Consider the following 25,147-nt stretch of genomic DNA (forward strand, 5'->3'; position numbering starts at 1 on the left):
GATGTTGCGCCGCCGGAGAATCCATCCGAAGGCGGCCGACAAGCCGGACGCGCTGCTGGCATGGGACACCCGCATCTGCGACTGAAGTCAGGTTGATCGACGATCCTCGGGCGTCGGTTGATGCGTCATACAGGCCGCCCCGCTGGGGGCGCCATCCATCGTCTCGTCGCGAGGATGGGTCGCACGGACAGTTCGGCATGATCGATCAATAGTCGCCGGAATTCAAAATTTCGCCGCCGTTCCTGGTCGAGAGCGCCCTCCAGACGTTCAACGCGATGCCCTGCCTGGCACCTGCCGTGTGCCCGTCGACGAATAGGGCATTCACACGGCCGGAATGGTAGCTGCTCGCCGTCCAGGCGCCTTCCTGGATATAGCCGTCATTCGTGCAGGTTTGCTCATTGATCCCGAGATTGTGATTGTAGAGCGTATTGGCCAGCTGTCCTTCGATCCAGGATTGACCCTTCAACGTATTGGTCGCCCTAACCGTCTCGGTACGACATCGGGCCGTGAACTCGTCGAACTCATCCAGACCGGTGAGTTTTTGGGTGGAGAAGACGATTCGCTTGAGATCCGATCCACCCTCGCCGCGAGGGGCCGAGACCAGGCACTCGGACATCGCGACTGTGTTCGAGAGACCATCGCGAACGCTCGAGAAGGAAATCGGGCCCTCGACCATATAGGCAAACGGCCCGTTGTTCCGATGGTTGTCATCGTCCCTGGTTTGTGCGCCGTAACCGACGCACGCGACATAGTTCGTCAGGCCGCCGGCGGAGGCGGAGGACATCCCATCGGAGGGGCAGACATAGAGCTCGACCTTGGTGTTCTCGGAGGTCGAATTCGAGCGATCGTAGGTGGTCCTGGCGAAATTCAAGGAATTGAAGGTATTCGCCTGCTCGATGTAGTTCAACAACGACGAGTGCATCGAGAAGCCGTTCACCAGGCTGGCGGGAGGGAGGGTGCGGAAGGACGCCTCGTAGGAGGCGAGCGCGATTCCGATCTGCTTCAAGTTGCTCGTACAAGTCATGTTCCTGGCCGACTCCCTGGCCGACTGCACGGCTGGGATGAGGAGTGCAATGAGAAGGGCCACAATCGAGATGACGACAAGCAATTCGATCATGGTGAAGCCGCGACGACGATCGCTCATCAGGAACCTCCGTGTCTCGAGAGTATGCAAGACCTGAGGCGAGGAGGACCGAGGCACGCGGTCAGTGGGCTGCGGCGGGCGGGGCTTTGAGGCTCAGGAGGTATTCGACGAGGTCGGCGAATTCGACGGCGGTGAGGGTGTCGGCGAGGCCGGCGGGCATGATGGAGACGTCTCCGACTCGACGCTCCTCGATGGTGGATTTGGGGAGGGTGTGGATGCGGGCTTCGGCGTCGGAGATTTCAAGGTTGGTGTCGGTCTCGGCGCGGACGAGGCCGGAGAGGACCTGGCCGTCGGCGAGGGCGAGGACGACGGGCTGGTAGCCGGTGGCGATTCGGGCGGAGGGCTCGAGGACGGAGCGGATGATCTCGGCCTTGTCGTACTTGGCGGCGAGGCCGGTGAGGTCGGGGCCGAAGTTGGCTGTGCCTTTGCCAGCGGCGGCGTGGCACTTCAGGCAGCCGATCCCTTTGGGCTCGAAGAAGATGGCCTCGCCCTTCTTCGCGTCGCCGGGGTTGGAGAGGGCGAAGGAGCGGAGACGCTCGGCCGGGGTGGTTCCGGCTCCCGCCGAGGCGAGCAGGCGGTCGGAGGGGTCGGAGAGCTGGACGCTGAAGGCCCAGGGGCCGATCCCTTGGCGGGTCCGCATGAGGAGGCGGTTCTTGCCTCGCTTGAGGTCGACGCGGACGGAGTCGGAGCCCGGGGAATAGGGGCGGCCGGCGAAGTTGTTGTAGTTGAAGGCGGGACGCTCGTTGAGCGTGACGATCAACGAGCCGCTGGACCCAATGCGGAGGATGGCCGGGCGTTCGGAGGTTGACTCGATCTCGGCATAGGCGAAGGAGGCGAGGTCGGGCGAGCCGTTGGTGTCGTAGCCGAAGCCACCTTTATCGCCGGCTCCCGCCTTGAAGTCGTCGATGAGGACGCGGCCCGTGGCGGGGTCGCCGGCGCGGGCCTGCCAGGCGATGTCGCGGCCTTCCACGCCGCTGTGATGGTGGGCGAAGTCGATGGAGGGCTCGCCGATGAAGACCTGCGCGGTGGTGCGGGCGAAGGGGCCGATGACGCGCCAGTCGACAATGGGTCGGAACCGAAGGAGCAGGCGGTCGACGGCCTGCGAGGCGGTCGGGGGGAGCGTCCCACCCCGCGCGGCGGCCTCGATCTGGTCGAGGGACGTCTCTCGCACCGCGGCGAGTGCTCCCTCGGCGGCGAGTCTGAGGCGCGGGTCGCGATCGGCCAGGGCATCGAGGAAGAGGGGGATGGCGCGGGGGTCGGGCATGATGGAGAGGGCGAGCAGGGCCTCGGAACGCTCGGGCCCCTTGCTCAGCTTGAGCAGGCCCGGGATGGCGTCGCGGATGCGGGCCTGGGCGGACGCCTCGATGGCGGCCCGGCGGACGAGAGGGTCGGGATCGGCGAGCCGCTCGACGATGACCTCGGAGGTTCCCGGCGGCTTCTTGCGGACGGCGGCCAGCACGACGAGTGCCGAGGCGCGGAGCGGGACCTCGTCGCTGGTGATGAAGCTGAGGACGTCATTTCCAGGCAGAAGACCCTGTCGGCCCAGGCCGTCGAGGGCCTTGGCACGCAGGACCGCGGGTGCGGCCTCATCAAACAGCAGGGTCATCCGGGCGTTGGACGCGGCGCGATCGGGGAGTGAGGCCAGGGCGTCGAGCGCCGAGGCCCGGACGGGCAGGGACCGGCGGGGGTCGTTGAGGAGCTTCGCCAGCACGGGGAGCGAACTCCGATCGGCCAGGGCGCCCAGCGCACCGACCAGGGCCGCGAGGTTGGCGTCGTCGGTCTCGCGGGCCAGTCGGCCTCGAAGCGGGAGGAGGCCGTCGGAGCCGGTCAGGGCGAGCCCGGCGATGGCCGAGCGACGGACGGCGGGGTCGGGGTCCTCGATGCCCAGGGCGAGCCCCTTGATGACGGCGGTCATCGCGCGGGTGTCCCAGTTGACCGTCTTGGCGGGAAACTCGCCGGCCAGCGGGTTTGTGCCGAACCAGGCGCCGGTCCAGGCCGGATAAGTCCGGTAGAGGCCGGCCAGGGTGCGGACGATCTTGTCGCGGAACGGGGCGTCCTTGGAGAGGACGAGCGCCGCGGCGAGGCCCTCGACGGCGGGCAAGGTCCAGAGCTCATCGGCGAGGAGGATGGCCTGGTCGCGGCGTTTGGGGTCGAGAAGCGCGTCCTTCAAGGGGGCCGAATCCCAGGTCTTCAGGGATCGCAAGGCACCCCGGATGGACCAGCCGGCCGTGGTGTCGGGCTCGGACAGTGCGGCGAAGAGGGCGGGGATTGCGGCCGGATCGCCGGTGCGGCCGAGGGCGATGGCGGCCTCGCCGCGAATGGCGGGGTCGGGGTCTTTCAGGAGCTTGATGAGCGAGGGGACGGCCCCGCGATCGCGGCGGTTGCCGGCACTGCGAGCGGCCTGGAGGCGGACCTCGGGTGAGGTGTCGACCAGGGCGGCGCGGGCAGCGGAGCGGGCGTCGGGGGTGCCAATCGCATCCAGGGACCAGAGGGCGTGGATGCGATCGGTCGCGGGCTTATCCGAGAAGAGGAGCTTGATCAGCGGGGCGACGGATTTCGATCCGGCAAGCTTGCCCTGGGCCTTCAGGCGTACGGAAAGCGCCGGGTGGCCGAGGGCGGCGAGGTCATCGGCGGGGGTCGCGACGGCGGAGGGCGCGTCGGATCCGGTGTAGGTCAGCTTGTAGAGGCGGCCCGACTTGACGTCGGCGGAGAGCCAGCCGGCGTAGGCCCAGTCGACGAGGTAGAAGCCCCGGCCGTCCTCGGCGACGGCCATGGAGAAGGGTCGGAAATCGGCCAGCTCCCCCTTGGTGACGAGGGGGGTCTTCGACTTCACCGTAAAGGTGCCGCCCGTCTTCTCGATCTCGTAGCGGAAGACGGTCTGCACGCCCCAGTCGGCGAAGAAGAGGTTCCCCCGATAGGCAGCAGGGAGCCCGGCCTCGTTGTAGCAGACGCCTTGCGCCCCCGATCCGCCGAGCTGGCCGGCGACAATGGGGAGGTTGCGCCAGGGGGTGCTGAGGAACTCATACGGATAGCCGTAGTGGCCGCCGACGACGTGGTGGGTCAGGCTGTTGGGCCACTTCTTGCTGTCGTCGTCGTTGCCGTACGTGAAGATGTCGTTGGTCGCGGTAAGCGCCACGGAGAGCGGGTTGCGCTCGCCGGTGGAAACGACCTCCAGACCGGTGCCATCGGGCCTGACGCGGACGACGCCCCCCCCTTTGAGCTGGATGGTCGCGCCGTCGGTTCCCGTGGCCTTCGGAATCCCCTTGTCGCCAACGGCGATGTAGAGGTAGCCGTCGATGCCCAGGCGGATCCCCGAGGCGACGTGGTCGTTGATCCCGCTGAAGCCCGGGAGCCGGGGCCCGAGGCCCTTGACGAGGTCGATCCGCTGGTCGGCCTTGCCGTCGCCGTCGGTGTCCTTGAACGCAGAGAGGAACGGGGCGTGGACGACATAAAGGGTGTTGTCCAGCCATTCCAGGCCCATCACGCTCCAGAGCCCGTCGGCGAAGAGGCGGACCTTACCGCCTTTGATGGCGACGACCGAGTCGATCGGCTGTGTGGGGGGGCCGGGCATGTCCATCGGGTCTTGCCCGAGGTAGACCGTGCCGTCGGGCGCCGCGACGACGGCGGTGGGGTAGAGGATCTGCGGGGCCTGCTCGATCAATTCGATCTTCCAGCCCTCGGCGACGGCTGGCAGGGGCTGGACGTCGGCAGAGCGGGCTTGGGCGCTGAGGAAGAGGCCGAGGACGACGAGGCCGGCGGCGCGGCTTGCGAGCATGGAGGCTCCTCCCTGAATGTCGAAGTCCTGGATGCGTGCGGCCTCGTGCCGGGCGTGGGCGTTGGGCGCCGTCGGATCGGATTGGGCGGATGTCGTGTCTTGGCCTGGCGATCGGGGGGGCGTTGCGGCAAAATTGTAGCGAACCGAGGTGGGCCCCACAACGCGATGCGCGAGCCTCGACCGGGCGCGTGGCATCGAGCCGTCCCGAGCCGATCCGATCGAGGAGCCGACCCTTGTCCCAGCAGAACTTGCCCGCGAGCCTGTCGAACGCCGGGCCGACCGAGATCGCGCCCGTCCAGCCCGCCGACCCGAGGCGCAACCCCAGCTATCCCCGGAGGTTGCACACCAACGAGCGCCCGCACTGGGAAGGCGTGCTGCGAGCCTGGGACGAGCGGATCGCCGAGGCCGCGGCGAAGCTCCCCGGCGCCGCCAATCGCGAGGCGCTGGACTACCTGCACGCGCAGATGCTCGGCGGCCGCGACCAGATCGCCATGACGGCCAGACGGCTGCCGCAGGAAGTTGGCGCGGGCTATGCGGAAGACCTGCACCTGATGGAGCGGGCCATCGCCGCGCTCGAGCGCGTCTTCCAGAAGTGGGACGCTGCCTCAAAAGCCTGATGGCCCGCGCCATGTATTGACGTGATGCGGCCTCCTCGAAAATAGGGAGGCCGTTCGTGGTAGCAGCTCCGCCGCTCTCCCGCGTCGGGCGGGCTCAGCAATTGGACGCTCGATCGGGGCTTTCCGTGCAGTATCTCATCTCCGCGACGACGCCCGACTGGGTTCGGGAGCGCTGTCGGACCTTCTGGGATCCCGGCCGTCAGCTGATGAAGGCCATCCGCCGCCACGATCATTGGATCGTGAAGGGCAAACCGCTCCGCTGGATTGCGGTCTACTGGCTCTGGAATTATCGATTCTGGAGTTTCGTCACGGGCGCCGAGATCCCTCTGAACGGGCGGATTTCGGGGGGTCTGCTGATCCCTCACCCAAACGGCATCGTGATCCATCCGGCGGCGGTGATCGGGCCGAACTGCCTGATCTTCCAGCAGGTGACGCTGGGCGGAGGGGGCCGTAGGACGGGCTTCCCGACGCTGGGAGGGCATGTCGACGTCGGCGCAGGGGCGAAGATCCTGGGCGGTGTGACGATCGGCGATCATGCCCGGATCGGCGCCAATGCCGTCGTCCTGATCGACGTCCCCGAGGGGGCGACCGCAGCCGGAATACCCGCCAAAATTGTCAAGTTCGCCGACGCCGCAGACCCGCCGCGCTGACGACGCGACCTGGTCCGATAGAATTCGGACCACGACATGATTAGGCCTGAGTTTGAGCCATCGCGTCCGGATGGGTGCGTTGACGGGGTCGCGCGCCTTGCAAGAGGCCCCGCCACTCCTTCAAGACCCGACCCGAGTTTTCCGGGGTTTATGGTGATCTTTCGGGACGCCCGTGTGCACCGAGGCCGGCGTATGGTCCACTAGAGTGAGTGATTGCGTGACGGCGATCACGGGGGGAGCAGAGCCGCCTAAAAACTAAAGGCGATCCGGGCGATGTTTTTTTTGGACATAACGTCCGAAGACAAGAATTCGACCGTAGAAAGTTCGTCAGGCCGCCTCAACCTCCTAAAGTCCCCTTTGGTCACTCATCCATGGCCCACCATCAGCCGCAGCAACAAGCCGCCCGCCTGAGCTTCACCGTCCGGGAGGTCCACCTCCGGCGGGGCGACCGGGAACTCATCGCCTTCGACCACAAGTCGCTGGTCGGACAGCTCGTGCAGGCCAAGTCGTTCGCGTCGTCGAACGGCGGCGACCTGCCGCACACGGCGCTGCTGGACGCGGCCGCCCGCGTGTACAAGGCAGATCCGCAGCTCTTCACGGCCCTGCACCAGTGTCGGGCCCTGATCCGCCTCCTCCGAGGCGACCTGGCCCACGACTCCGAGACGCTCGAAGTCCCGATCGCCCAGGTCCCGCCGACCGTCGCCCCGCAACTCTCAGGCCTGACGGACAAGCCCCCGACCCGCCCCATCACGATCCAGGGGCAGCCCGACGAACCCGTGAACCCGATCTCGACCCAGGCCGTGCCGGAGCCCGCGGCGTTGGTCATGCTCACCCTGGGACTGGCGATGGCCTTTCTGTTCGTCAAGGGCGCGAGGAAGCGCCCCGTTCAGCCGCAGTCGGCCCTCTCCTGACGTTCCGACACAGCCCGGCCTCGCCGATTGATCTCTGAATCTCGCACGACCGCGACTTGGATTCTTGCAAGACGAATGAACCTGGCGTAGCTCGGTGATAATCCGCACCTTCGATCGATGAACTCGCGATGTCGGGGGTGCGGATCTGCCGAGTTGGATACGATCCGCCTTTGTCCTTTCCCCGTGGCTCCTTTGTGAGCGTAAGCGCTACGTATTCTTTGTAGGTATACTCTCTAAGCTATTGTTGATGTAAAAATTTCTTGACACGGGGATCAGGTTTAGTCATGCGATCTTCCGTGCGTCGATCTCTCTGGCAGAGTGTGATCCTAGGTAGCATGCTCCTGCTCTGGATCGGCCTCTCCTGGCTATTCGTCGTTTCTCGAGGCGACCCCGAGACCTTCCTCCGAACGACCTTCGCGGGAGACAGCCGGCCCGACGCCTTCAAAGCCCTGAACAAGGCCTCGGTATCCTTCTGGGTGGCCCACTCGTGCTTGTCCCTGGTCGCTCTGTCGGCAGCATGGTTCCGACGCCCCGATGTCCTTGTGGTCCTGCTGATCGGCCCGGCCATGGCCCTGGGGCTCGGCGTGCTGAGTCAACAGTGGAGTGACCCCAACTGGGTCGTTTTCGTCGGCGTATGCCTGATGTGTTGGCTCGCGAGCACGTTGGTCGGCCTCGCGTACTGGGGTGTAAGGCCCCCAGGGAAGCCGGCTTGAACTCGCGCTGCAGTAGAAGTAGGGTCCGCTGTGCGGACCGTATGTCTCGTGTGGGCTGTCTCGAAAGGTTCACGGGTGCGATGCCGAACTACCGCCGGGCTTACGTACCGGGAGGGATGTTCTTCTTCACTCTGATCACCGAGCGACGCGCGCCGTTCCTCGCGGAACTTGCGGCGCGAGACCATTTGCGGCGCGCGTTTCTCAACTGCCGATCCCGGTGGCCGTTCCGCGTCGAGGCCATCGTACTGCTGCCTGACCACCTTCACACGGTCTGGTCCCTGCCGCGGGGTGATACCGCGTACTCCGTGCGCTGGGCGTGGATCAAGAAGGAGTTCACGAAGGCTTGGGTGGCTGGCGGTGGGGCCGAGGAGGTGGTTAGCGAATCGCGGCGCAAGAACCGGCGACGGGGGGTGTGGCAACGGCGCTTCTGGGAGCATTCCATCGGGGACGAAGGCGACCTGGAACGCCACTACAACTATGTCCACGATAACCCCGTGAAACACGGACTCGTCTCCGCCCCGAAAGACTGGCCCTATAGCTCCTTTCACCGATTCGTGAGACTCGGCGCCTACCCGGCCGACTGGGGACGCACCGAGGAGCCCCTGTCCTTCGGTAGCCGACCGATCGAGGGCACCGGCGAGTGAAACCTGACGGTCCGCACAGCGGACCCTACCTTACTGATGTGTTAGTTGCCGGGGGACGCAGGGTCATGCCAGACTGGCAACAAGACGACGTCACGCCCCATCATCCCCAGAATCGATCGGCGTCCCCATCCAAGTTGCGGCGAAGCAAGCGGTCTACCGAGTCGGACACGCTCCGCCTTTGTCCTTTCCCCGAGGACCCTATGTGAGCGGAAGTGCTACGTACCCTTTGTCGGGATAACTTGGGATTCTTTTCCCGTTTCACACCGCTTCGATCATGGGCCACTTCCAGCCAAGTCGATGGGTCTTGAGGATGGGAGTTTGACGCTTCATTTGGAGAGTGAGGGAAACCTTGCCTCGTCCTCCGTAGAGTAACTCATCATGCGGTGAAGGCCGCCCTCGGAGAGTCGCAATCGTGAGATTCATCAGCTTCCATTTCTCGATGCCAATCAAGCTCGCCGTGGTATTCGTTAGCGTTTTTATCGCATTGGCCGTGAAAACGTGGGGAGGGTTCTTCTTCGTTCATGGCCTCGTGATCGCGGGCATCTTTCTGGTCTTGGGCTATTTGCTGCTGTTGTGCATCATGCGTCAGTATCGTGAGCAGCAAGAAGGCACTGGAGGGCCTCCCCACTCCTGACATCTCTCGGCACCTGCCGCCTTGGCGATGTTATCCCTATCCCTCGACGATCGCCCCACCGTTGATCGATCCGAGGGGCGACGACACACAGGGACGAGTGGAGTGCGGGAGGAGCCCGGTCAGGCGGCGGCGAGGTCGTGGCTCGATCAGGGCATCCCGCGCGGCCAGTTGAGGTGGCGGGCGAGGAAGGCGAAGGTGGCCTTTCCGTCGATCTGGTGGCCGGCGTTGAAGTAGCCGACCTCGGTGCGATCGGAGAGGCCGAGGGTGTCGTAGAGACGCTTGACCTTGGCGTATTCGTAGCCGATCCACTCGTCGGGGGCGACTCCGTCCTGGTGGCCCCGCTCGACCATGAAGGGGCGGGGGGCGATGAGGGCGGCCATCTCGGCGTAGTTGAAGCGCTCGGCCAGGGCGAACTCGTACATGTCGTACTCGAGGGTGTACATGTAGGAGTAGGCGCGGTCGATGTTGGTGGTCTTGACGGCCCACTCGTTGAAGTCGGCCGAGCAGATGGAGAGGCAGTAATCTTCGAGCATCGCGGGGACTCGCATGGCGGTCTTGCCACCATAGGAGAGTCCGTAGAAGGCGATGCGGCCGGGGTCGACGTTGGGCTGGGTTTTCAGCCAGTTCAGGGTCTGCTGGTGCTGGGCGGCGATGATCGAGAAGAGGGTCTTCTTGAGGGGCTGGGCCTTGCGCTGGAGGGTGCGGAAGGTGTCGTGGCCGGTGTATGGGTTCTGCGGGGCGTAGACGATGTAGCCGCGGTCGGCCAGCTGCGCTCCGTAGGAGTTGTAGACCGACTTGATCGACGGGTCGACAATCGGGTCGGGAGTCCCTTCCAGGCCGTGCTGGCAGACGACGACAGGGCGCCGCTCGCCCGGCTTCAGGTCCTTGGGCAGGAGCAGGACTCCCGAGGCGCTCACGCCGGGCCAGACGGGGATCTCGACGGCATGGGCCGTCCAGTTGGGGCGGTCGGCGAGTTGCTTGGTGCGGGCGGAGATGGGCTCGGAGGGGGGCGGGAACCGGCCAATGAGTTCTTCGTGGAAGGTCGCGCGGAAGGGCTTCGTCGAGGCGGACCAAGCTTCGGGTGAGCTGCGATTGGCCTGATTCCAGTAGGCGTCGCGACGAAGCTCCGAGGTGCGAATGAGCCCCTGAGTATAGCTGACCATCTGGTTGACGATGCGTTGCATCCGGGCGTCGGGATCGGTCAGCTGGCGCGGCGGGTACTGGAAGGAATTCGAAGATTCGAGTGTCTGACCGGTCAGTGCGAGGAGGAACGCGGAGAAGCCCTGGGAGCTCCAGGTCGAGGTTTCGTCGCCGAGAACGACGGGAAATTCGGTGGTATGGGCGGGGATGAGTCCGGCGATGCGGGCGGCCTCGCGGTCGACGGCCGACCGGGCCGGGGAGGTCAGGCGGCCCGAGGCCGCGTCATTGAGGCCATTCACCGGGGGATTGGGGCCGGTCGTCTCGGGCCCTCGGCTGGCCTCGATGACGAGCTTGCGGGGATAGATGAGCGAGGCGATCTCGGCATCGCCGAACTCGTCGAGCAGGCCCCAGACGTTGCGGTCGATGGGCTCGGCCCAGCTCCCTTCGCGGGGGCCGAACGAGCCGGCGACCCAGGTGGCGGCGATCCGAGGGTCGAGCGCGGAGGCCCCGAGCGCGACGAGCCCCCCTTCCCCGTGACCGGCGACGCCGATGGGAAGGCCCGGATGCTTCGCGGAAAGCCAGTCGACGGCGGCCCGCACCTCGTCGATCTCGTAGCCGAGGATGTGTCGGCCGGCCTCGAAGGCCATCCGGTAGACCCACTCGCGATGCGAGAGGTTGGTCATCCGCACGGCGGGATTGCCGGAGAAGGTGGAGGCCCGGCTGACGAGGGTGGGGATCAGGACTCTGCAGCCGGCATCGCACAGGCTGCGGGCGGAAATTGGAGCCCCGGATGCATGCGTCCCGGGCGCGAGGCCGGCGGGGACTTCCGGGCGAGCGTCGGCATCCCCGAGCAGGACGACGCAGGCCTTGGGCTCGCCTGCGGGATTGAGGAGCAGACCCTCGGCCTCGAAGCCGGGATAGACCGACCAGCGCACGACGATCACGGGCACGCGGAAGGGGTCGTCGGAGGGTACGGTTGCGATGGCGGCGTCGGGGACGATCGCGTCGAGCGTGACCGGCGAGACTCGCTTGCCGGTGGCCCCCAGGATGTGTTCGAGGCGGGCCCGGTTGGGGGCGACCGAGGCGAGGTAGGCGGCGTCGGAAGAGAGGTCGCGGTTCCAGTGGCGGGGGCGTCGGGCGACGCTGGCCAGGGTCTCGGCATCGAGGAAGAGGTGGAGATCGGCGACCATCGATGCGGCGGGGTCGGCCGGGCGATCCCAGGGGAGGGTCCCGGGCAGGGATTGGCCTCGGGCGGCCCCGCCTGAAAGCAGGACCGCCGCGAGGAGGACGCCCGCGTGCACGTGTCGCATCGATGATCTCCGATTGATTTTCAGGCCGAGAGGAAGGCCTCGCGGGCCATGAGGGAGGCGCCCAGGATGCCGGCGTTGTCGCCGAGGGCGGCGGCCACGAACTTGATCTTCATCTCGGGGTCGACCAGGATCTGACGGCGGGCGGACTGGCGGATGAGGTCGACGTAGGGGTCGCCCAGGGCCTCGACGACCCCGCCGCCGATGATGACCAGCTCGGGACCGAAGACGTTGACCAGGCTGCCCAGGCCGAGCCCGAGGTAGTGCGCCGACCGCTGGACGGCCCGGACGGCGACGAGGTCATTGGCCTGGACGGCGGCGGCCAGCTCCCCGCTCTTGATCTTGCCCGACTTGCGGTCGATCTTGCTGCCGAAGACGCTGGGCTGGCCGTTGCGGACCGACTTGGCGATGCGGCGGGCGATGGCCGTTCGGCTGGCCAGGGCCTCCATGCAGCCGCGCTGGCCGCAGCCGCAGCGGGGCCCGCCGGCCTTGACGGTCATGTGGCCGAGCTCGCCGGCGTTGCCGGTGGAGCCCTCGACGATCTTGCCGTCCATGATCAGGCAGCCGCCGATGCCCGTGCCGACGAAGGCGCCGATGAGGCTGTTGTAGCCGCGGCCGGCGCCGAGCTTGAACTCGCCATAGCCGCCCACGCGCACGTCGTTCTGGAGCAGGACGGGGAGGCCGCCGAGCGCCGCGGAGAGTCCCGGCCCGAGGTGGAACTCGCGGACGTTCATGTTGGCGCTGAAGTGGATCACGCCGGTTTTGGGGTCGAGCGGGCCGGGCGAGCCGATGCCCACGGCGGCGATGTCGTCGAGGGTCAGCCCGGACGCGGCGACGGCCTCGCGGACGCACGACTCGATGGCGGCGAGGATCGCATCTGCCCCGTCCTTGGCCGGGGTCGACTTTTTGGATCGGCCTGAGATCGCCTGATCCGGGCCCACAACCCCGGCAAGGACCTTGGTCCCCCCCAGGTCCACGCCCACAACAGGCCGACCGCCATCCAGCTCTGACATAGTCATCCCGGCCTCGGACCCTGGAGATCGATCATCAACGCCCGATGGCGAGCGGAGATCCTAACCGATTGGAGGGACTCTTAGGAATGGGGCCCGCGACGGTGCCCGCCATCGGGTTGCGGTGCGGTCAACGAGGGCGGAGGTCGCCGATGCGCCGGGTCAGCTCGGCGGCGAAGTCAAGGACCAGGGGGCGCCGATCACGCCGGCGGTCGTCGGTCACCTCCGGAGCCCCCTGGAGCAGCCCCGGCCAGTCGGCGACCCAGGCCGATTCGCGCTCACCGGCGTGGACCAGCCAGGACGCGAGCCGGGCGAGCAGGACCTCGCCCCAGGCGTCGGCACCGTAAACGAGGCGCGCCACCAGGGCCCGGCGATCGAACTCGGACAGCCCGGCCGCTGGGAGTGTTTTCGTCCAGCGTCCGAGGGTCTCGCGCCGCGAACCCGGGTCGGAGCCTTCGCGCTCCAGATCGGTGAGCGCCTCGATGAACCGCCAGCGCACCAGGCCGCCGGCCGAGAGCCGAGACTCGTCGCGCTGAGTGGACCTGGGGGCGATGGCGTCGTCTTCGGGGCTGAGGCTGAGGTTGGCGAGCGGGTCGGCGGAGAAAATCCTGGGGACGAGCCATTCGCGCAGGGGTGCCAGCAATTCGAGGGCGACCGGAGCCATCGGGGCGCGTCGCGAGAAGGCATCGCGGAGGTCATCCTTCGCATCGGGGTACGAGCGGTGGTCCCACCAGGCCAGATCATACGGCTTGATCTCGGCGGCCCTCGACGCCAGCAGCGCGGCCAGCACGGCGCCGGGGCAGGCCCGGTCGCAGGCGTTGAAGAAGACCTCGCAGAACCGGGGGAGATTGGTCCCCTGGTTCAAGGCGTGGTCCCATTCGAGGAAGAGGGCCAACACCTCGGCGGCCGACTTGCCTCGCAGGTGGCGCTGGATATCGCGATAGAGCAGAGGCCAGTGCCCCTGGGCGTGGAGGAGCATCTCGCGCCAGGGGAAAAGGCCCCTGGCCCGCGACGCCCCCTTCGAGGCCAGCGCGACGATCTCGGAGGCGAGCCCGTCGTATTCGAGCCCTTCGTTCCGCGCATGCAGACCGATCCGTCCGAGCAGCCACGAGAGCCTGGAAAGCCAGGCCTCCCACCCCAGGGTCGGGTCGCCGAGTGCCTCGGCAAGCGGCCTCGCCAGGCCTTCGAGGCCCGGTGCGCCGGCCTCGAAGGCCCCCGGCCAGGCGACGACGCAGCGATCGAGGAGGGGCGTGAAGGCGTCGTTCGAATCGCCGGCGAGGTAACGCTTCAGCAGCGCGAGCAAAGCCCCACGCTCCTCGGGCTGGACGTCGGCCAGGTCGACGCCGGCCAGGTCGTCGGGGCGTCGTTTCGCCAGGGCGGTAAGCAGCGACTGGGCGTTGCGGAACCGTTCGCGTGAGCGGGGTTCGAGGTCGTCGCGGTCGGCATCGATCCAGGCGCGGAGGCCGCGGTCCTTGAACTGGCTCAGGGAGGCGACGAGGGAATAGAGACTCGATCGGCTGAGGTAGGCATCGGCCCAACCTTCGCCGACAGGGCGGTCGGACGCGGGAAGGGTGAGGAGGACTTCCTCGACGGCCCACCGGAAGGGCTCGCGGGCCGCGAGTTCCGCCGCAACCCCGAGGACAACCCGGGCGAAGGCGGGACGCAAGAGTGCGGGGACGCGGTCGCGTCGAAGTCTCCAGTCGTCGCGGCCCTCGCCGGCCTGGAAGACGCGGGTCCAATAGGGGCGGAGCCAGGTCGCGGCGTCGTCGCGGCCCAGGGGCCAGTTCTCGACGTCGGGCAGGTTGCGGCCGTGGGCCTTGTCGAACGTCCCGGCCAGATGCGAGGCGAGCGGACCGAGCTCCGAAGGCTTCGAGCAGGCGGCGAGAGCGTCGAGCACGGCGACGAGGGCTCCTTCGCTCTCGATCGCTTCGGTGAGTAGCGTGCGGAGCGGGCCGAGGTCGCCCGCCTCCAGCGAAGCCAGGGCATCGGGGGCGGCGAACGGCAGGAGCAAGCCCCGGCCGCAGAGCCCCGAGTTCGACAGCCAGAGGCGATCGAGTGTTGCGGCCTCGGGCGGGAGGGACGAGACCAAAGCGCCAACAAACGCCGGCCTGCATGCCTCGGGGGCTTTCTCCAGGGCAACACGAATGGCCGACCGACGCTCCTCGGTCGACGACTGCACGAAGCCGAGGCCGAGGGCCCGGCCCCAGGTGGACGCGGCGGCGGGGTCTGGCCATGCCCCACGGAACTTGAGATGGACGGAGAAGGCCTCGAACGCGGAGGCTGGCAGTGGTGCACGCCCGACGACCGCGAGCCACCAAGGGGCCCCGCGCCGGGCGGACCAGTCATTGCCGAGGCCGTTGCGGGCGGACCAGCCGGCGAGCTCGGCAATCCGACGCCAGCCCCACTCATCTGTCGGCGGCTCGTTGGACTGCAACGCCAACTCGACGCCGACCAGCCCATCCAGCCAGGCGTCGGTCCAGCGGTCTTCGGTGGTCTCTGGCAGGCGGCAGGAACGGGCCCGGCGGTCGAGGCCGGACCTGGCTTCTCCGCCGGGCTGGACTGACCAGGCGGCCAGCGTCTCGGCCCAGCGCGGGACCTCGACGGGCGGGTCGATTGTCCCGGCGGTCAGGTCGGCGATGGCCCCCAGCGAGAGCAAGGCCGGGCGATTGGGCCGGGCCGCGAGGGCGGTCCCCTGAAGGCGGAGGCCGGGTAGTTCCTCGGGGCGTTCATGGAAGGTGGAGAAGGTCAGGTCGGGCCGTAAAGGGGACGGAAACGCCCAGGTGAGCAGGGCAATCCGGTCGGCCAGGTGGTCGGGCTCATCGATCAGGAAGAGAGTCCGCCCCTCGCGGACGGCCCTTGCCGTTGCGGCCAGGAGGGCCGGCAAGGAGGGGTTCGTCGGCGAGAGCTCAACCGGGGGGAGCAGGTCGCCGCGGCCAGGCTCGATCGGTTCCGGCGCCCGACCGAGGCTCGGCTCGGGGTCTCCCCGTCGCCAGATCCGGGCCTCGCGGAGGCCGGCGGGCCAGTTGTCCAGGCGGGCAAGCTCCTCGGGTTCCAGGCGAAGGCCGTGGGCGAAGTGGCCACCGGGTCGTCCCCAGAGGCCGCGCTCGGTCTCGTACTCGTAGGGGCGAGGAGTGAGGTAGGCGACCTCGGCGGTGCCGGACTCCTCGTCGCGGCGGTAGCGCAGGACGGCGGGGGCGAGGGTGCGGGTGCCCGGCAGAAAGGCGCGATAGGCCAGGTGGCGGAAGTCGCCCGCGACGGGGTATCCCGGGGTCTTCCGCTTGATCTGGAACCCGCCGCTGGCACCCAGGCCGTAACCGGTGGGGCACTGGGTGTAGTAGATCTGCTCCAAAGGGGCCGTCCTCGGCATCGGGTCGGAATCAGAAGTCGATCAGGTCGAAGGCGACGGGGGCCAGGCCGTCGACGGTGCGGGCAGGGTCGGACCAATCGGCGTCATTGCGACGGCGGAGGAGCGCGGCGATGCTCGATCGGAGCCTGCGATCGAGGGCCCCGAGGTAGGCGTCGTCGGCGCGGAGCAGCTCCGACTGCGTGCGTCCGAGCAGGCCATCGGGCCGGGCGGGGGGAAGGCCTCCGCGCATCTGGATGGCATCGGCGAATGTCTGATCGCCCCGATCGGCGGCCAGAAACGACGTCTCGCCAGCGGCCGCCGCGGCGCCGATGCGGGCCAGGTCGACGAGGTCGGCCGGGGCCGAGGCGGCGGCCTTCTGCCAGGCGACCAGTTCGCGAATCAAGTCGTCCAGCTCGTCTCGACTCATCAGGACATCCAGGGTCACGAGCCTGGCCTCTCCCATCGTCTGAGCAACCCAGCCTCTGCGGACCGAAGGGGCCTTGCGACCTCCCTGGCGAGGGTCGGGCCTGGGCACGGCGTCGGGTTCGCCCCGATGGAGGTCAACCAGCACAGGAGCGACCTTATCGAGCGTCAAGCCGCGGGCGTTGACGTATTCGGCAAGCTTCCCTTCGGCCTCGGCCGCGGCGAGCGCCGCCAGGGTCCGGGCATGCTCGACGCGGTCGGCGATGAGCGCCTGGAGGGTCGATTCCAGGCGGCCGGAATCGGTCAGGTCGATAACGACGGGCTCGATTGGCCGGGCGAACCCGTTGGCCTTGTCGCCGGGCAGGAATGAGCCGGCGGCCAGTGCGTTCCACTGGGCCTCGCGGCGATTTTTCTCGTCGCGCGAGAGCTGGCCCGGCCGGTCGAGGCCGACCGCCGCGATCGTGATCCCGGCGGTCTTCGCCAGGGCCGCCAGGGCATCGGCGCGATCGGTTCCACGCTCGTGGTCGGGGGCGTCGCCCAGCAGGACGAGCATCTTGGTGGCCAACTCGCCGGCGCGTCCCGTGGGCCAGTCGAGGTGCCTGAGCGTGCCCACCGTCTCGCCGGGGGCCGCGGGAAGGGCGACCGCCAGGCCGTCCATCACCGCCTCGTCGACCGAACCATCGCCGCGACTTGCAGCCTCAATCTGTTCGAGGGCCTTCAAGAAACCCTGCGGATCGGTGAACTCGGTGACGACACGGGCCCTGAAGCCGAAGGCGGGGGCGGCGTCGCGGTACTCGACTAGACCGAGGCGCAGCGTCACGTCTCGGGCGTGCCCCTGCGTCTCGTCGGCCAGGCCCGAGGCAAGTCGTCGCGCGGCGTCGATGGTCGCCTGCATCGAGGCGGTCGTGTCGACGGCGAACGCGACGTAGGTCCGCTTCAGGGCCGGCAAGAAGTCGGCGGGAACCTCTCGCGGGCGAGGCTGCGGCGGAGCCCGGTCGCTCACCAGGCTGGCAACCTGATAGATGGTCCTCGGCGGGCCTTCTTGCTGGGGAACGACCTTCGTGGCGAGCACCGGAATTCCGAGCGTCGCGGCGGCCTGGCTAGCGGCGTCTTCTTCGCCCTCGGTTGGGCAGGGATTGGGGGCGTGGCGCGGGCAGTCTCGGCCGGCCAGGGCATCGAGCAGGCAGGGCTCCTCGCGGTAGATGACCAGTGGAGCCCGGCCAGAACGCGGGGTGGGCCGGGCCATCACGCGGGTATCCCACTCGAAGACGGAATCCGCCGGTACCCAGCCGCGCGGGGGCCCTTCCCTGGGCCCGATCTGGATGACCGGCCGGCCGTTGGCGCTGGCCTCGCCGTAGACGAAATGGATCGAGAAATAATCGAGCGGGCGCCCCGCCTTGTAGCCGGCCACCGGGTCGCTGGAACAGACGACATCGAGGTCCTTGATGACCACCTTGCGCCTCAGGCCGTCGGCCGTGCGGAGAATGCCGTCGGCGGGCGGTATCGCAACCGCGAAGGGCTTCGGCTTCGAGCTCGCGTCGGTTTTCTCGGCGGAAACGGCGGGCGTCGATGCCGCCGGCCTCGTCGCGACCCGGCGCGCGAGCAAGCCCGGCAGGCCCCAGGCCAGTACGGCCAGCAGCGTGACGAGGTAGACAACGGGCATCCGGTAGAGCGCGGGCATGGGCTTCGATGATTCCAGGCGCGAGGGTCGGACGCTGGGCAGCGGCCGACTCTCGCGGTACGTTCGATCGTATGACGGCGGTGCCCTCGCGGGCAACCCGCCGGGCTCGGACCCCTGGAGGCCTTGGCATGCCGCGTCGGTTCTGGATCGTCTGGTTTTCTGGCCTGATGCTGCTGGCCAAGTCGGGGGAATCGCTCGCCGAGTCGGTCTCGCTCCGTGGCTGGGAAGCCACTGCCAGGCTGGGGACCGGCCCGGCCGGTCGCGGGACATTCCGACTCATCGCTCGGTCCGACTGGCGTCCCGACGCCCCGCGCGAAGTGGGCCGATACTCCGTCCGCCTCACCCGGGGCGACGGCCGGACGACCGTCTCCGACCTCGCGCACGAGGATGCCCCTCCCTCGCGGCGGCTTCACCTGGAACTTCCCGCCGCCGAGATCCGCAACGTCCGTCCTGTCGACTTCTCGCTGCGCCTGGAGGTCCTCGACAAGTCGACCGGGGCGGTGGTCGGCGGCCCGCTGGTGGCGACGATCGCCCAGTTCCCGCACGGCCGGCCAGAGCCCGGCACCGTGCTCAACACCCGCCCATTCGGCTGGGGTGAGCCGCTCGCCGTCGATGGCAAAGCCCACCCCCTGCCCCGGCCCGGCCCCGACGGACTGTCGTTCGTCCGCGTGCCGGGCCTGGGCGATATGCCTGGGTTCTTCATCGCCGCTAGTGAGGCCAGCAATCGTCAGGTCGCCTCCCGCCTGCCGGGCTACGATCCGCGGGCGGGCCGATCCGACGAGTTCAACCTGGAAGACACCGACCAGCCTGCGGTCGGACTGACCGTCGAGCGGGCCGGTGCATATCTAGACGCCCTCGGTAAGGCCGATGCATCGGGGATGTCTTATCGACTTCCTACTCGGGACGAATGGATTCGAGCCGCTCGTGCGGGCCGTAAGACGGCTTTCTGGTGGGGCGACGAGCCCGCGTATTCCTCCGGCGCGAATCTGCTCGGGCCCGAGCCCGCGCTGGCCATCGACTCCACCGCCCCGGTCGCGGGGACCAGGGCCCGACACTCGTTCGCACCGAATCCCTGGGGCCTCTTCCACACGTTCGGGAATGTCGAGGAGTGGGCCGCCTACCCCGAGGGGAAATTCGCGCGGATGGGGGGGCACTTCCGCACCGAGCCAGTCGCCAAGCCCGACGAGCCCGTCTTTGATCGGAAGGACGAGGTGGGGGACGACGCCTACGTCGGAGTCCGGCCGGCACTGGACGCGACCGCGGCCCGCGTCGAAGGCCTGGCGAAAACGCTCCTCTCGGGGCGCCCGGGGCTTGAGCGGGTCACCGCCCGCTTCGATCCGGACCGGGCCATGCTCACCCTGAATGGCACGGTGGCCGATGCCTCGATGCGACGGGCCGCCGATGCTCTGATGGGCCGGCTCTGGTTCGTGGCCGCCCTGGACGACCGGATCGAAGCCCCCGCCGTTGGCCCCCGGCACCTCGCGGCACTGACTCCGATCGTCGGCCCCATGACGAGGCGCACGGGCGGAGGGCGCCCCTACTTCCAGGTTGCCGTGCCAGCCCGCTGGGTCGATCCGCTTCCGGCCGAGGGCTCCGACTGGTACGTGAATCTCGACGTGGGAGGCGTGGCCTCGTCGCACAGGCTGGTGGAAACCCGCCCCGGCACCCGAGGAGTGACGCTGCTCCTCGATCGCCAGGCCCTCGCCTCGATCCCGTCGGGCGGTGCCTTCGACGTGTCCGCCTGGCTCAGCCTGGGGGCGCCGGCGGTGAAGCCGGACGAAGCCTCGGTGGTCAGCAACCGGGTCGTTGTCCGGCCGAGGAAACCCTAGGACCAGACGCTCGCGGAGGAGGCTTCACGTCGGAAGCGAGGGGACCGCCCTGGCGGTTCCGAAGTCCGTCGAGAGCGCGTCCGGAACGTCCGACGGTTCGAGACCCCGAGCCACCTCGGCGCGAATCTCTTACTTCGTCTCGGCTCGGTGATGGCTCGCCGTATTCTTTGGTGGAGCGGAAGCGGCGGCGGAAGAGCTTCCGAGGATCAACTCTTCGGCCTCGCGGCGCAGGATGCGAATCTCCACGTCGTCCCAGGAGAAATCGGAGCCCGCCTTGGGCTGATAGGCCGCCAGCTTTTCCAGCCAGTGTTTGGCCTCATCGCGCCGGCGCAGGCGGTGGTTGACCATCGCCTGGAAGGCGAACCCCTTCGGATCGCCTCCATCCTCACGGGCTCGATTGCTTTCGTCGAAACGGCGGGCGGCGTCCTCGAATCGGCCAACGCGGTAGAGAGCCGCCCCGAGGGTCATGAGATACCCGCTTAGCTCTCGACCTCGCACCGGTTTCGCGGCCAGAGCGTACTCTGCCAGACGCACCGGGGCCTCGTAGTCCTCGACCGAGCCCGGAGCCAGCACGCAATACCAGGCTAAGCTGTTGGCATGGACGAAATCGTTCACTTTGCCAAACCTGCTGAGCAGGTCTTCGCAGGCGCGCCGGAGCCCGGCGCTGTCCCGAGCCCCCGCGAGGGACCGGATGTATGAATACCGAAGGGTCGGGCTGTCGGGCTCCTGCTCGACGAACTTGCTGAAGGCCGCGGCCGCCAGGTCCCACCGCCCGCTCCGAGCCAGGCTCTCGGCCCGTTGGGCCGCCTCGGTCACCCTGGCAAGTTCCTCGAACGCCTGGACCCGCTGCTGATTCCGAGAGTCGTGCGCCCGGAGGACGTCGTCGGTGAGCGGGGTCGCGTCCCAGACGCGGGCGGTGAAGTCGATGCCGCCGGAAACGATCCGGCGGCCGTCGGGGCTGAAGGCCACCACGAGCAAGCCGGCGGTATGGCCGCGGAGGGTGAAGACCTCGCGGCCGGTCGCCGTGTCCCAGAGCTTGATCGTTCGATCATAGCTGGCGGTGGCGATCCGACGGCCGTCGGGGCTGAAGGCGATAGCGACGATGTCCGCGGTATGGCCGACAAGAGTGTGGAGGACCCGGCCGGTCGCCACGTCGAGGACCACGACCGTGATTTTCGCGTACTTCTTGCTGCGATCGAACGTCAGGAACCCATCACCCCCAACCCACACACGGGCGAGCCGCGTGCCGTCAGGGCTGGTCACGGGCTGAGGCATGCCCTCAAATGGGAATAAGGATGGCGGGAGGTATGCGTCCCCGTGTGACGCGGGGACGACACCGGTCATCGCGGGGTCGGGGTCGCCCGTAACCGGGTCCCAGCCCATGGTCGTATCCCCCTCGAGCCGGTAAGGGCCCGCTTCGGAGACGACCCGCCTGCCGTCACGGCGGAAGCCCAGGCTCACCACCCAGCCCGTATGCCGGTCGAAAACGACCGGGAGACTCGTCCGCCGGTCCCAGACCTTCATCGTCCCGTCCAGGCCGCCCGAGGCCAGCTCGCGGCCGTCGGGAGCGAAGGCGACGGCTTGCACGAAGTCGGCATGGCCGTGGAACACACCGATCGGGCGGCCGGTGGGAATCTCCCAGAGCCGGACACTCCTGTCCTCGCCCGTCGAGACAAGCGATCGGCTGTCGGGGCTGAAGGCCAGGTCGCGGATGAACCCCTGATGCCCGTAGAGTGTCAGTTGCTCCTCGCCGGTGGCCGCGTCCCGGAGCTTGATCACCCGGTCCCAGCCGCCGATGGCCAGCCACTTCCCGTCGGGGCTGAAGGCGACGGTATACACATACCTTGAATCGCCCGGGATTTCATGGACTCTCATGCGGGCCACGACGTCCCAGACCTCGACGAGCTTCGAGCCGGCGACGGCAAGATGTCTACCGTCGCGGTGGAACGCCAGGTCGTTGACCCCTCCCTTCGGGCCGGGGAACGTGAACGTCTTCCGGCCGTTTGCAACCTCGTAAAGCGTGACCTTGTGGACATTGTCCTGGCTGAATCGGCCAAAACCCACGGCCAGCGATTTGCCATCGGGGTTGAAGGCGACGCTCATGGCATGAGGTAACTTGGGCTCATGTTCGGCCCAGAGGATTTCCCCGGTCTTGACATCTCGGATCTCGATTTGGGGGTTCGACCCGCCAATGGCCAGCTTGGTTCCGTCGGGACTGAATCTCACGCTCCAAATGAGGTTCTCGACGCAGTGAATGAGCTGCTGCCGCTGGCCAGTCTCCCGATTCCACAGCTCGACGATTGAACTGCCCTTGCCAATGGAGGAAGGCCCGCGCGAGCCAATGGCAATGAGGCGTCCATCGGGGCTGTAGGCGATTGAGACGACGATGCCGCCGAGCGCCTCAACAGACAGGCGCTCGGGGTGGCAGAGCCGATTGACGTAGTGCCACTCCCAGCCGCGGCGCTCGATCGGACAGCCGTGGAGCAGGTCCTCGGCCAGTGCGATGTTATCGGCTTGCACCTCGCCATAGGCCCGGTTGACCCGGTTGATGTAATCTTCCCAGGCCAGGTCCTCCGCTCGCTGGTTGGCGATCTTCGTCTGATCCTGGGCGATCGCATTGGCCACGGCTTCGGTCCTGGCCAGTCTTTCGGCCGTCGCGAGCGACCGGTGGATCTCGGCGTAGGACCAGATCCAGAGCCCCAGCAATAACCCGAGGAGCAGGAAGACGGACACGGCCAGTGACACGATCGATGGCCGGCGCCGCGCCCACTTGATGGCCCGCTCCCAGGGCGGGACCGGTCGCGCCACGATCGGCTCGTTGTCGAGGAACCGTCGGAGGTCGGCGGCCAACGCTTCGGCCGAGTCGTAGCGCTTCCCTGGCTCCTTCTCCAGGCATTTCAGCGCAATCGTCTCGATGTCGCGCGGCAGGCCGTGGACAAGCCGCGACGGCGGCACGGGCTCGACCGTCTTGACCTGCTCCAACGTCTCCTGGACCGCCGCACCCCGAAACGGCGGGCGGCCGGCCAGCAGCTTGTAGAGGATCGCCCCCAGGGCGTAGACGTCGGCGAGTGGCCCGAGCCCCTTGGTCTTGCCCTCGGCCTGCTCGGGGGCCATGTAGCTGGGCGAGCCCATGACCGATTGGGTGGCCGTCAGGTCGCTCTCGGTGTTCATGGCCCTGGCCAGGCCGAAGTCGGTGATCTTGGGGGTGCCGTCGGCGGCAATCAAGATGTTGGCAGGTTTCAGGTCGCGGTGGACGATGCCCAGGCGATGCGCCTGGGCAACGCCGCGCGCCAGTGACTCGACCAGCTCGGCCGCCCGCCGAGGCGGCCAGGGGTTGCCGTCGAGCCGTTTGTCGAGGCTGCCCCCCTCGACGTACTCCAGCTCGAAGAACGGCAGGCCGTCGGCCTCGCCAACGTGGTGGATCTGGACGATGTTCGGGTGTTGCAAACGGGCGACAGCCTCCGCCTCGGCCAGGAAGCGGGATTTGGCCTCGTCGTCCGCATGGGCGCCGGCAAGGATCATCTTCAAGGCGCAGGGGCGATTCAGACCGACCTCTCTCGCAAGGTAGACGACCCCCATGCCGCCGCGGCCCAGTTCTCCCAGGATCTGGTAGCCGCGGATCGCGGGGATGGGCCGCTCCCGGGGAGCCGGAGGAGTCTCGACTTCCGGCTTTTCGACGATGGAGCTGGCCGACGAACTGCTCGACGATAGAACTGTCAGATCAAGCTTGGCCACGCATCGGTCGTATTCCCCGAAGGGAGATAACGTTGCGATGGTGGGCACATTGATCCGATGGAGTAGGGCGGCAGGGCCCGACGTATCGAGCGCGGCTTCATCTAGCGAGGAGGACGGCAAGGTTGGGAGTTTGCGGCCCTCGTTCTCTCCCATTGTGTCGGCTGGTCCGAACACGGGCGGACCAGGGCCAACGAAACGCGACGAGCCGACCTCATCGTCCGGTAAGGGTCTCGGACCGTCCTCGAGGGACTTACGGTCAAAGGAGTTCGCACCTCCCATCATGCATCCTCTTGGCTCGGCGGCCGGCAGGCTTTCGGTAGAATCCCAAGATCGATCTCGCCTGCACCGGCTCAGGCGAAGGGGACCACGTTCATCGTGGATGGTTGCAATGAGCGAGTCGCTGGCAGTCAGTTCCGTCGGATCGATTATCCCATCCGATCATCAATCCGAACGATCACGTTCTTGTAACATGAGTTGGGACTGAGGTGCTGAAGATGGGCCAGCTATCGGACGAAGATGCCGCCCAGATCGATGCAAAAGACCCCTCAGGATAAGTAAGTCTCCTCAATCCAGCGTCTTTTAATCCCCCCTACGAAGTCTCCGAGGTGAGCTTTCGAGTCCGATTGAAGGATGGAGGTTGATCGACGATACGCCCAAGATCGCGGTGCGATCCCGCATCCGGCGAAGGTTAAGGAAGGTCGAGCAACGGCACGCCATGGCCTGCAACATGTTCTACGTGCGGCCGCCGAGAGCGGTTCAACCCACGAGAGCTTCGAGGGCAATCGAACTCGTATCGCTGCCCGACGCTGGTCCTCACCTGCGTGATCGGCCGGCAGGCGAAGGGGATCTCAAGGCTCGTATGTTGGCGAGAGCCGTCGCATCAAGCGATTGACATCGCCCTGACGGATCGCATTGGCCCCATCGAATGGGAAAATGTCACGCTGGACCGCCACGACTAGCTGGGGCGTGTCCAGGTCTACCGACCCGCATCCTTAGAGCCGATTTTGGCGACGATCTGGGTGGTTGCCAATGCATCCGGGGGCGTGGTCGTTGACGATCCCCGTCGCCTGCATCCAGGCGTAGACGATGACGGGCCCGACGAACTTGAATCCGCGTGCTTTCAGTGCCGATGAGATCTCCGCAGAGAGCGCGGTTTTCGTCGGGATTGCGGATCCGTCGTTCTTGATCGGCGAGCCCCCCGCCATGCCCCAGACGAAGGCCGAGAAGTCCTCGCCGGCCTCGGCCATCGCCAAGTAGACGCGCGCGTTGCCGATGGTCGCCTCGATCTTGGCCCTTGAGCGGACGATGCCCGCGTCCTCGAGCATCCGGGCGACGTCCGACTCACCAAATCGCGCCACGATTTCCGGGGCGAAGCCCCGGAAGGCCGTGCGAAAGGCGTCTCGCTTGCGGAGGATCGTGAGCCATGAGAGCCCGGCCTGGAACCCGTCCAGCATCAGCTTCTCCCAGAGAGCACGGCTGTCGCGTTCCGGCACGCCCCACTCCTCGTCGTGGTAGGCCCGGAGCAACGGATCGGACTCCGCCCAGGTGCAGCGATCGGGCATCGAAGGTTCCTCGACTTGACTGGCGT

At 67.5% G+C, this 25,147-nt stretch carries 15 protein-coding genes; 7 read left to right on the forward strand and 8 right to left on the reverse strand.

What is annotated here, in order from left to right; translation table 11 throughout:
• Positions 1–205: 205 nt before the first annotated feature.
• The gene (locus tag EP7_RS22610) at positions 206–1,144 is read right to left on the reverse strand and encodes a DUF1559 family PulG-like putative transporter (RefSeq protein ID WP_463524404.1); all 939 of its coding nucleotides are present in this window, start codon (positions 1,142–1,144) and stop codon (positions 206–208) included.
• Between the two features lie 61 nt (positions 1,145–1,205).
• Positions 1,206–4,919 carry a HEAT repeat domain-containing protein gene (locus tag EP7_RS22615; RefSeq protein ID WP_463524405.1) on the reverse strand — a complete coding sequence of 1,238 codons (3,714 nt, stop codon included), beginning with the start codon at positions 4,917–4,919 and terminating at the stop codon, positions 1,206–1,208.
• 233 nt (positions 4,920–5,152) lie between these two features.
• Between EP7_RS22615 and EP7_RS22620 the strand changes: the two genes are divergently transcribed.
• The 6 genes from EP7_RS22620 (at position 5,153) to EP7_RS22645 (ending at position 9,088) form a co-directional block, all read left to right on the forward strand.
• Positions 5,153–5,536, forward strand: a complete 384-nt coding sequence (locus EP7_RS22620) for a hypothetical protein (RefSeq protein ID WP_463524406.1) — start codon at positions 5,153–5,155, stop codon at positions 5,534–5,536.
• A gap of 125 nt (positions 5,537–5,661) precedes the next feature.
• The gene (locus EP7_RS22625; protein ID WP_463524407.1) at positions 5,662–6,186 is read left to right on the forward strand and encodes a serine O-acetyltransferase; all 525 of its coding nucleotides are present in this window, start codon (positions 5,662–5,664) and stop codon (positions 6,184–6,186) included.
• A gap of 371 nt (positions 6,187–6,557) precedes the next feature.
• Positions 6,558–7,097, forward strand: coding sequence for a PEP-CTERM sorting domain-containing protein (locus EP7_RS22630; RefSeq protein ID WP_463524408.1), 540 nt, complete (start codon positions 6,558–6,560; stop codon positions 7,095–7,097).
• A gap of 284 nt (positions 7,098–7,381) precedes the next feature.
• The gene (locus EP7_RS22635; protein ID WP_463524409.1) at positions 7,382–7,810 is read left to right on the forward strand and encodes a hypothetical protein; all 429 of its coding nucleotides are present in this window, start codon (positions 7,382–7,384) and stop codon (positions 7,808–7,810) included.
• An 80-nt stretch (positions 7,811–7,890) separates the two neighbouring features.
• Positions 7,891–8,454, forward strand: coding sequence for an REP-associated tyrosine transposase (locus tag EP7_RS22640; RefSeq protein WP_463524410.1), 564 nt, complete (start codon positions 7,891–7,893; stop codon positions 8,452–8,454).
• Between the two features lie 412 nt (positions 8,455–8,866).
• On the forward strand, positions 8,867–9,088 hold the full coding sequence (locus EP7_RS22645; protein ID WP_463524411.1) for a hypothetical protein: 222 nt from the start codon (positions 8,867–8,869) through the stop codon (positions 9,086–9,088).
• A 146-nt stretch (positions 9,089–9,234) separates the two neighbouring features.
• Here EP7_RS22645 and EP7_RS22650 read toward each other — a convergent pair whose 3' ends face one another.
• The 4 genes from EP7_RS22650 to EP7_RS22665 all read right to left on the reverse strand — a co-directional run bounded on the left by EP7_RS22650 (position 9,235) and on the right by EP7_RS22665 (position 17,995).
• Positions 9,235–11,538: an alpha/beta hydrolase family protein gene (locus tag EP7_RS22650; protein ID WP_463524412.1), complete on the reverse strand. Its 2,304-nt coding sequence runs from the start codon at positions 11,536–11,538 to the stop codon at positions 9,235–9,237.
• Positions 11,539–11,558: 20 nt separating this feature from the next.
• The gene (locus EP7_RS22655; RefSeq protein WP_463524413.1) at positions 11,559–12,554 is read right to left on the reverse strand and encodes an ROK family protein; all 996 of its coding nucleotides are present in this window, start codon (positions 12,552–12,554) and stop codon (positions 11,559–11,561) included.
• 121 nt (positions 12,555–12,675) lie between these two features.
• Positions 12,676–15,912 carry a GAP1-M domain-containing protein gene (locus EP7_RS22660; RefSeq protein WP_463524414.1) on the reverse strand — a complete coding sequence of 1,079 codons (3,237 nt, stop codon included), beginning with the start codon at positions 15,910–15,912 and terminating at the stop codon, positions 12,676–12,678.
• Positions 15,913–15,922: 10 nt separating this feature from the next.
• Positions 15,923–17,995, reverse strand: a complete 2,073-nt coding sequence (locus EP7_RS22665) for a vWA domain-containing protein (RefSeq protein WP_463524415.1) — start codon at positions 17,993–17,995, stop codon at positions 15,923–15,925.
• 128 nt (positions 17,996–18,123) lie between these two features.
• On the opposite strand from EP7_RS22665, the gene EP7_RS22670 reads away from it, so the two are divergent.
• On the forward strand, positions 18,124–19,824 hold the full coding sequence (locus EP7_RS22670; RefSeq protein ID WP_463524416.1) for a formylglycine-generating enzyme family protein: 1,701 nt from the start codon (positions 18,124–18,126) through the stop codon (positions 19,822–19,824).
• A gap of 129 nt (positions 19,825–19,953) precedes the next feature.
• On the opposite strand, the gene EP7_RS22675 is transcribed toward EP7_RS22670, so the two are convergent.
• Together EP7_RS22675 and EP7_RS22680 are read right to left on the reverse strand one after the other, a co-directional pair.
• The gene (locus EP7_RS22675) at positions 19,954–23,559 is read right to left on the reverse strand and encodes a protein kinase domain-containing protein (protein ID WP_463524417.1); all 3,606 of its coding nucleotides are present in this window, start codon (positions 23,557–23,559) and stop codon (positions 19,954–19,956) included.
• Between the two features lie 992 nt (positions 23,560–24,551).
• Positions 24,552–25,121, reverse strand: a complete 570-nt coding sequence (locus tag EP7_RS22680) for a DNA-3-methyladenine glycosylase I (protein ID WP_463524418.1) — start codon at positions 25,119–25,121, stop codon at positions 24,552–24,554.
• Between the last annotated feature and the right edge of the window lie 26 nt (positions 25,122–25,147).

It is taken from the genome of Isosphaeraceae bacterium EP7, assembly GCA_038400315.1.
Lineage (GTDB): Bacteria > Planctomycetota > Planctomycetia > Isosphaerales > Isosphaeraceae > EP7.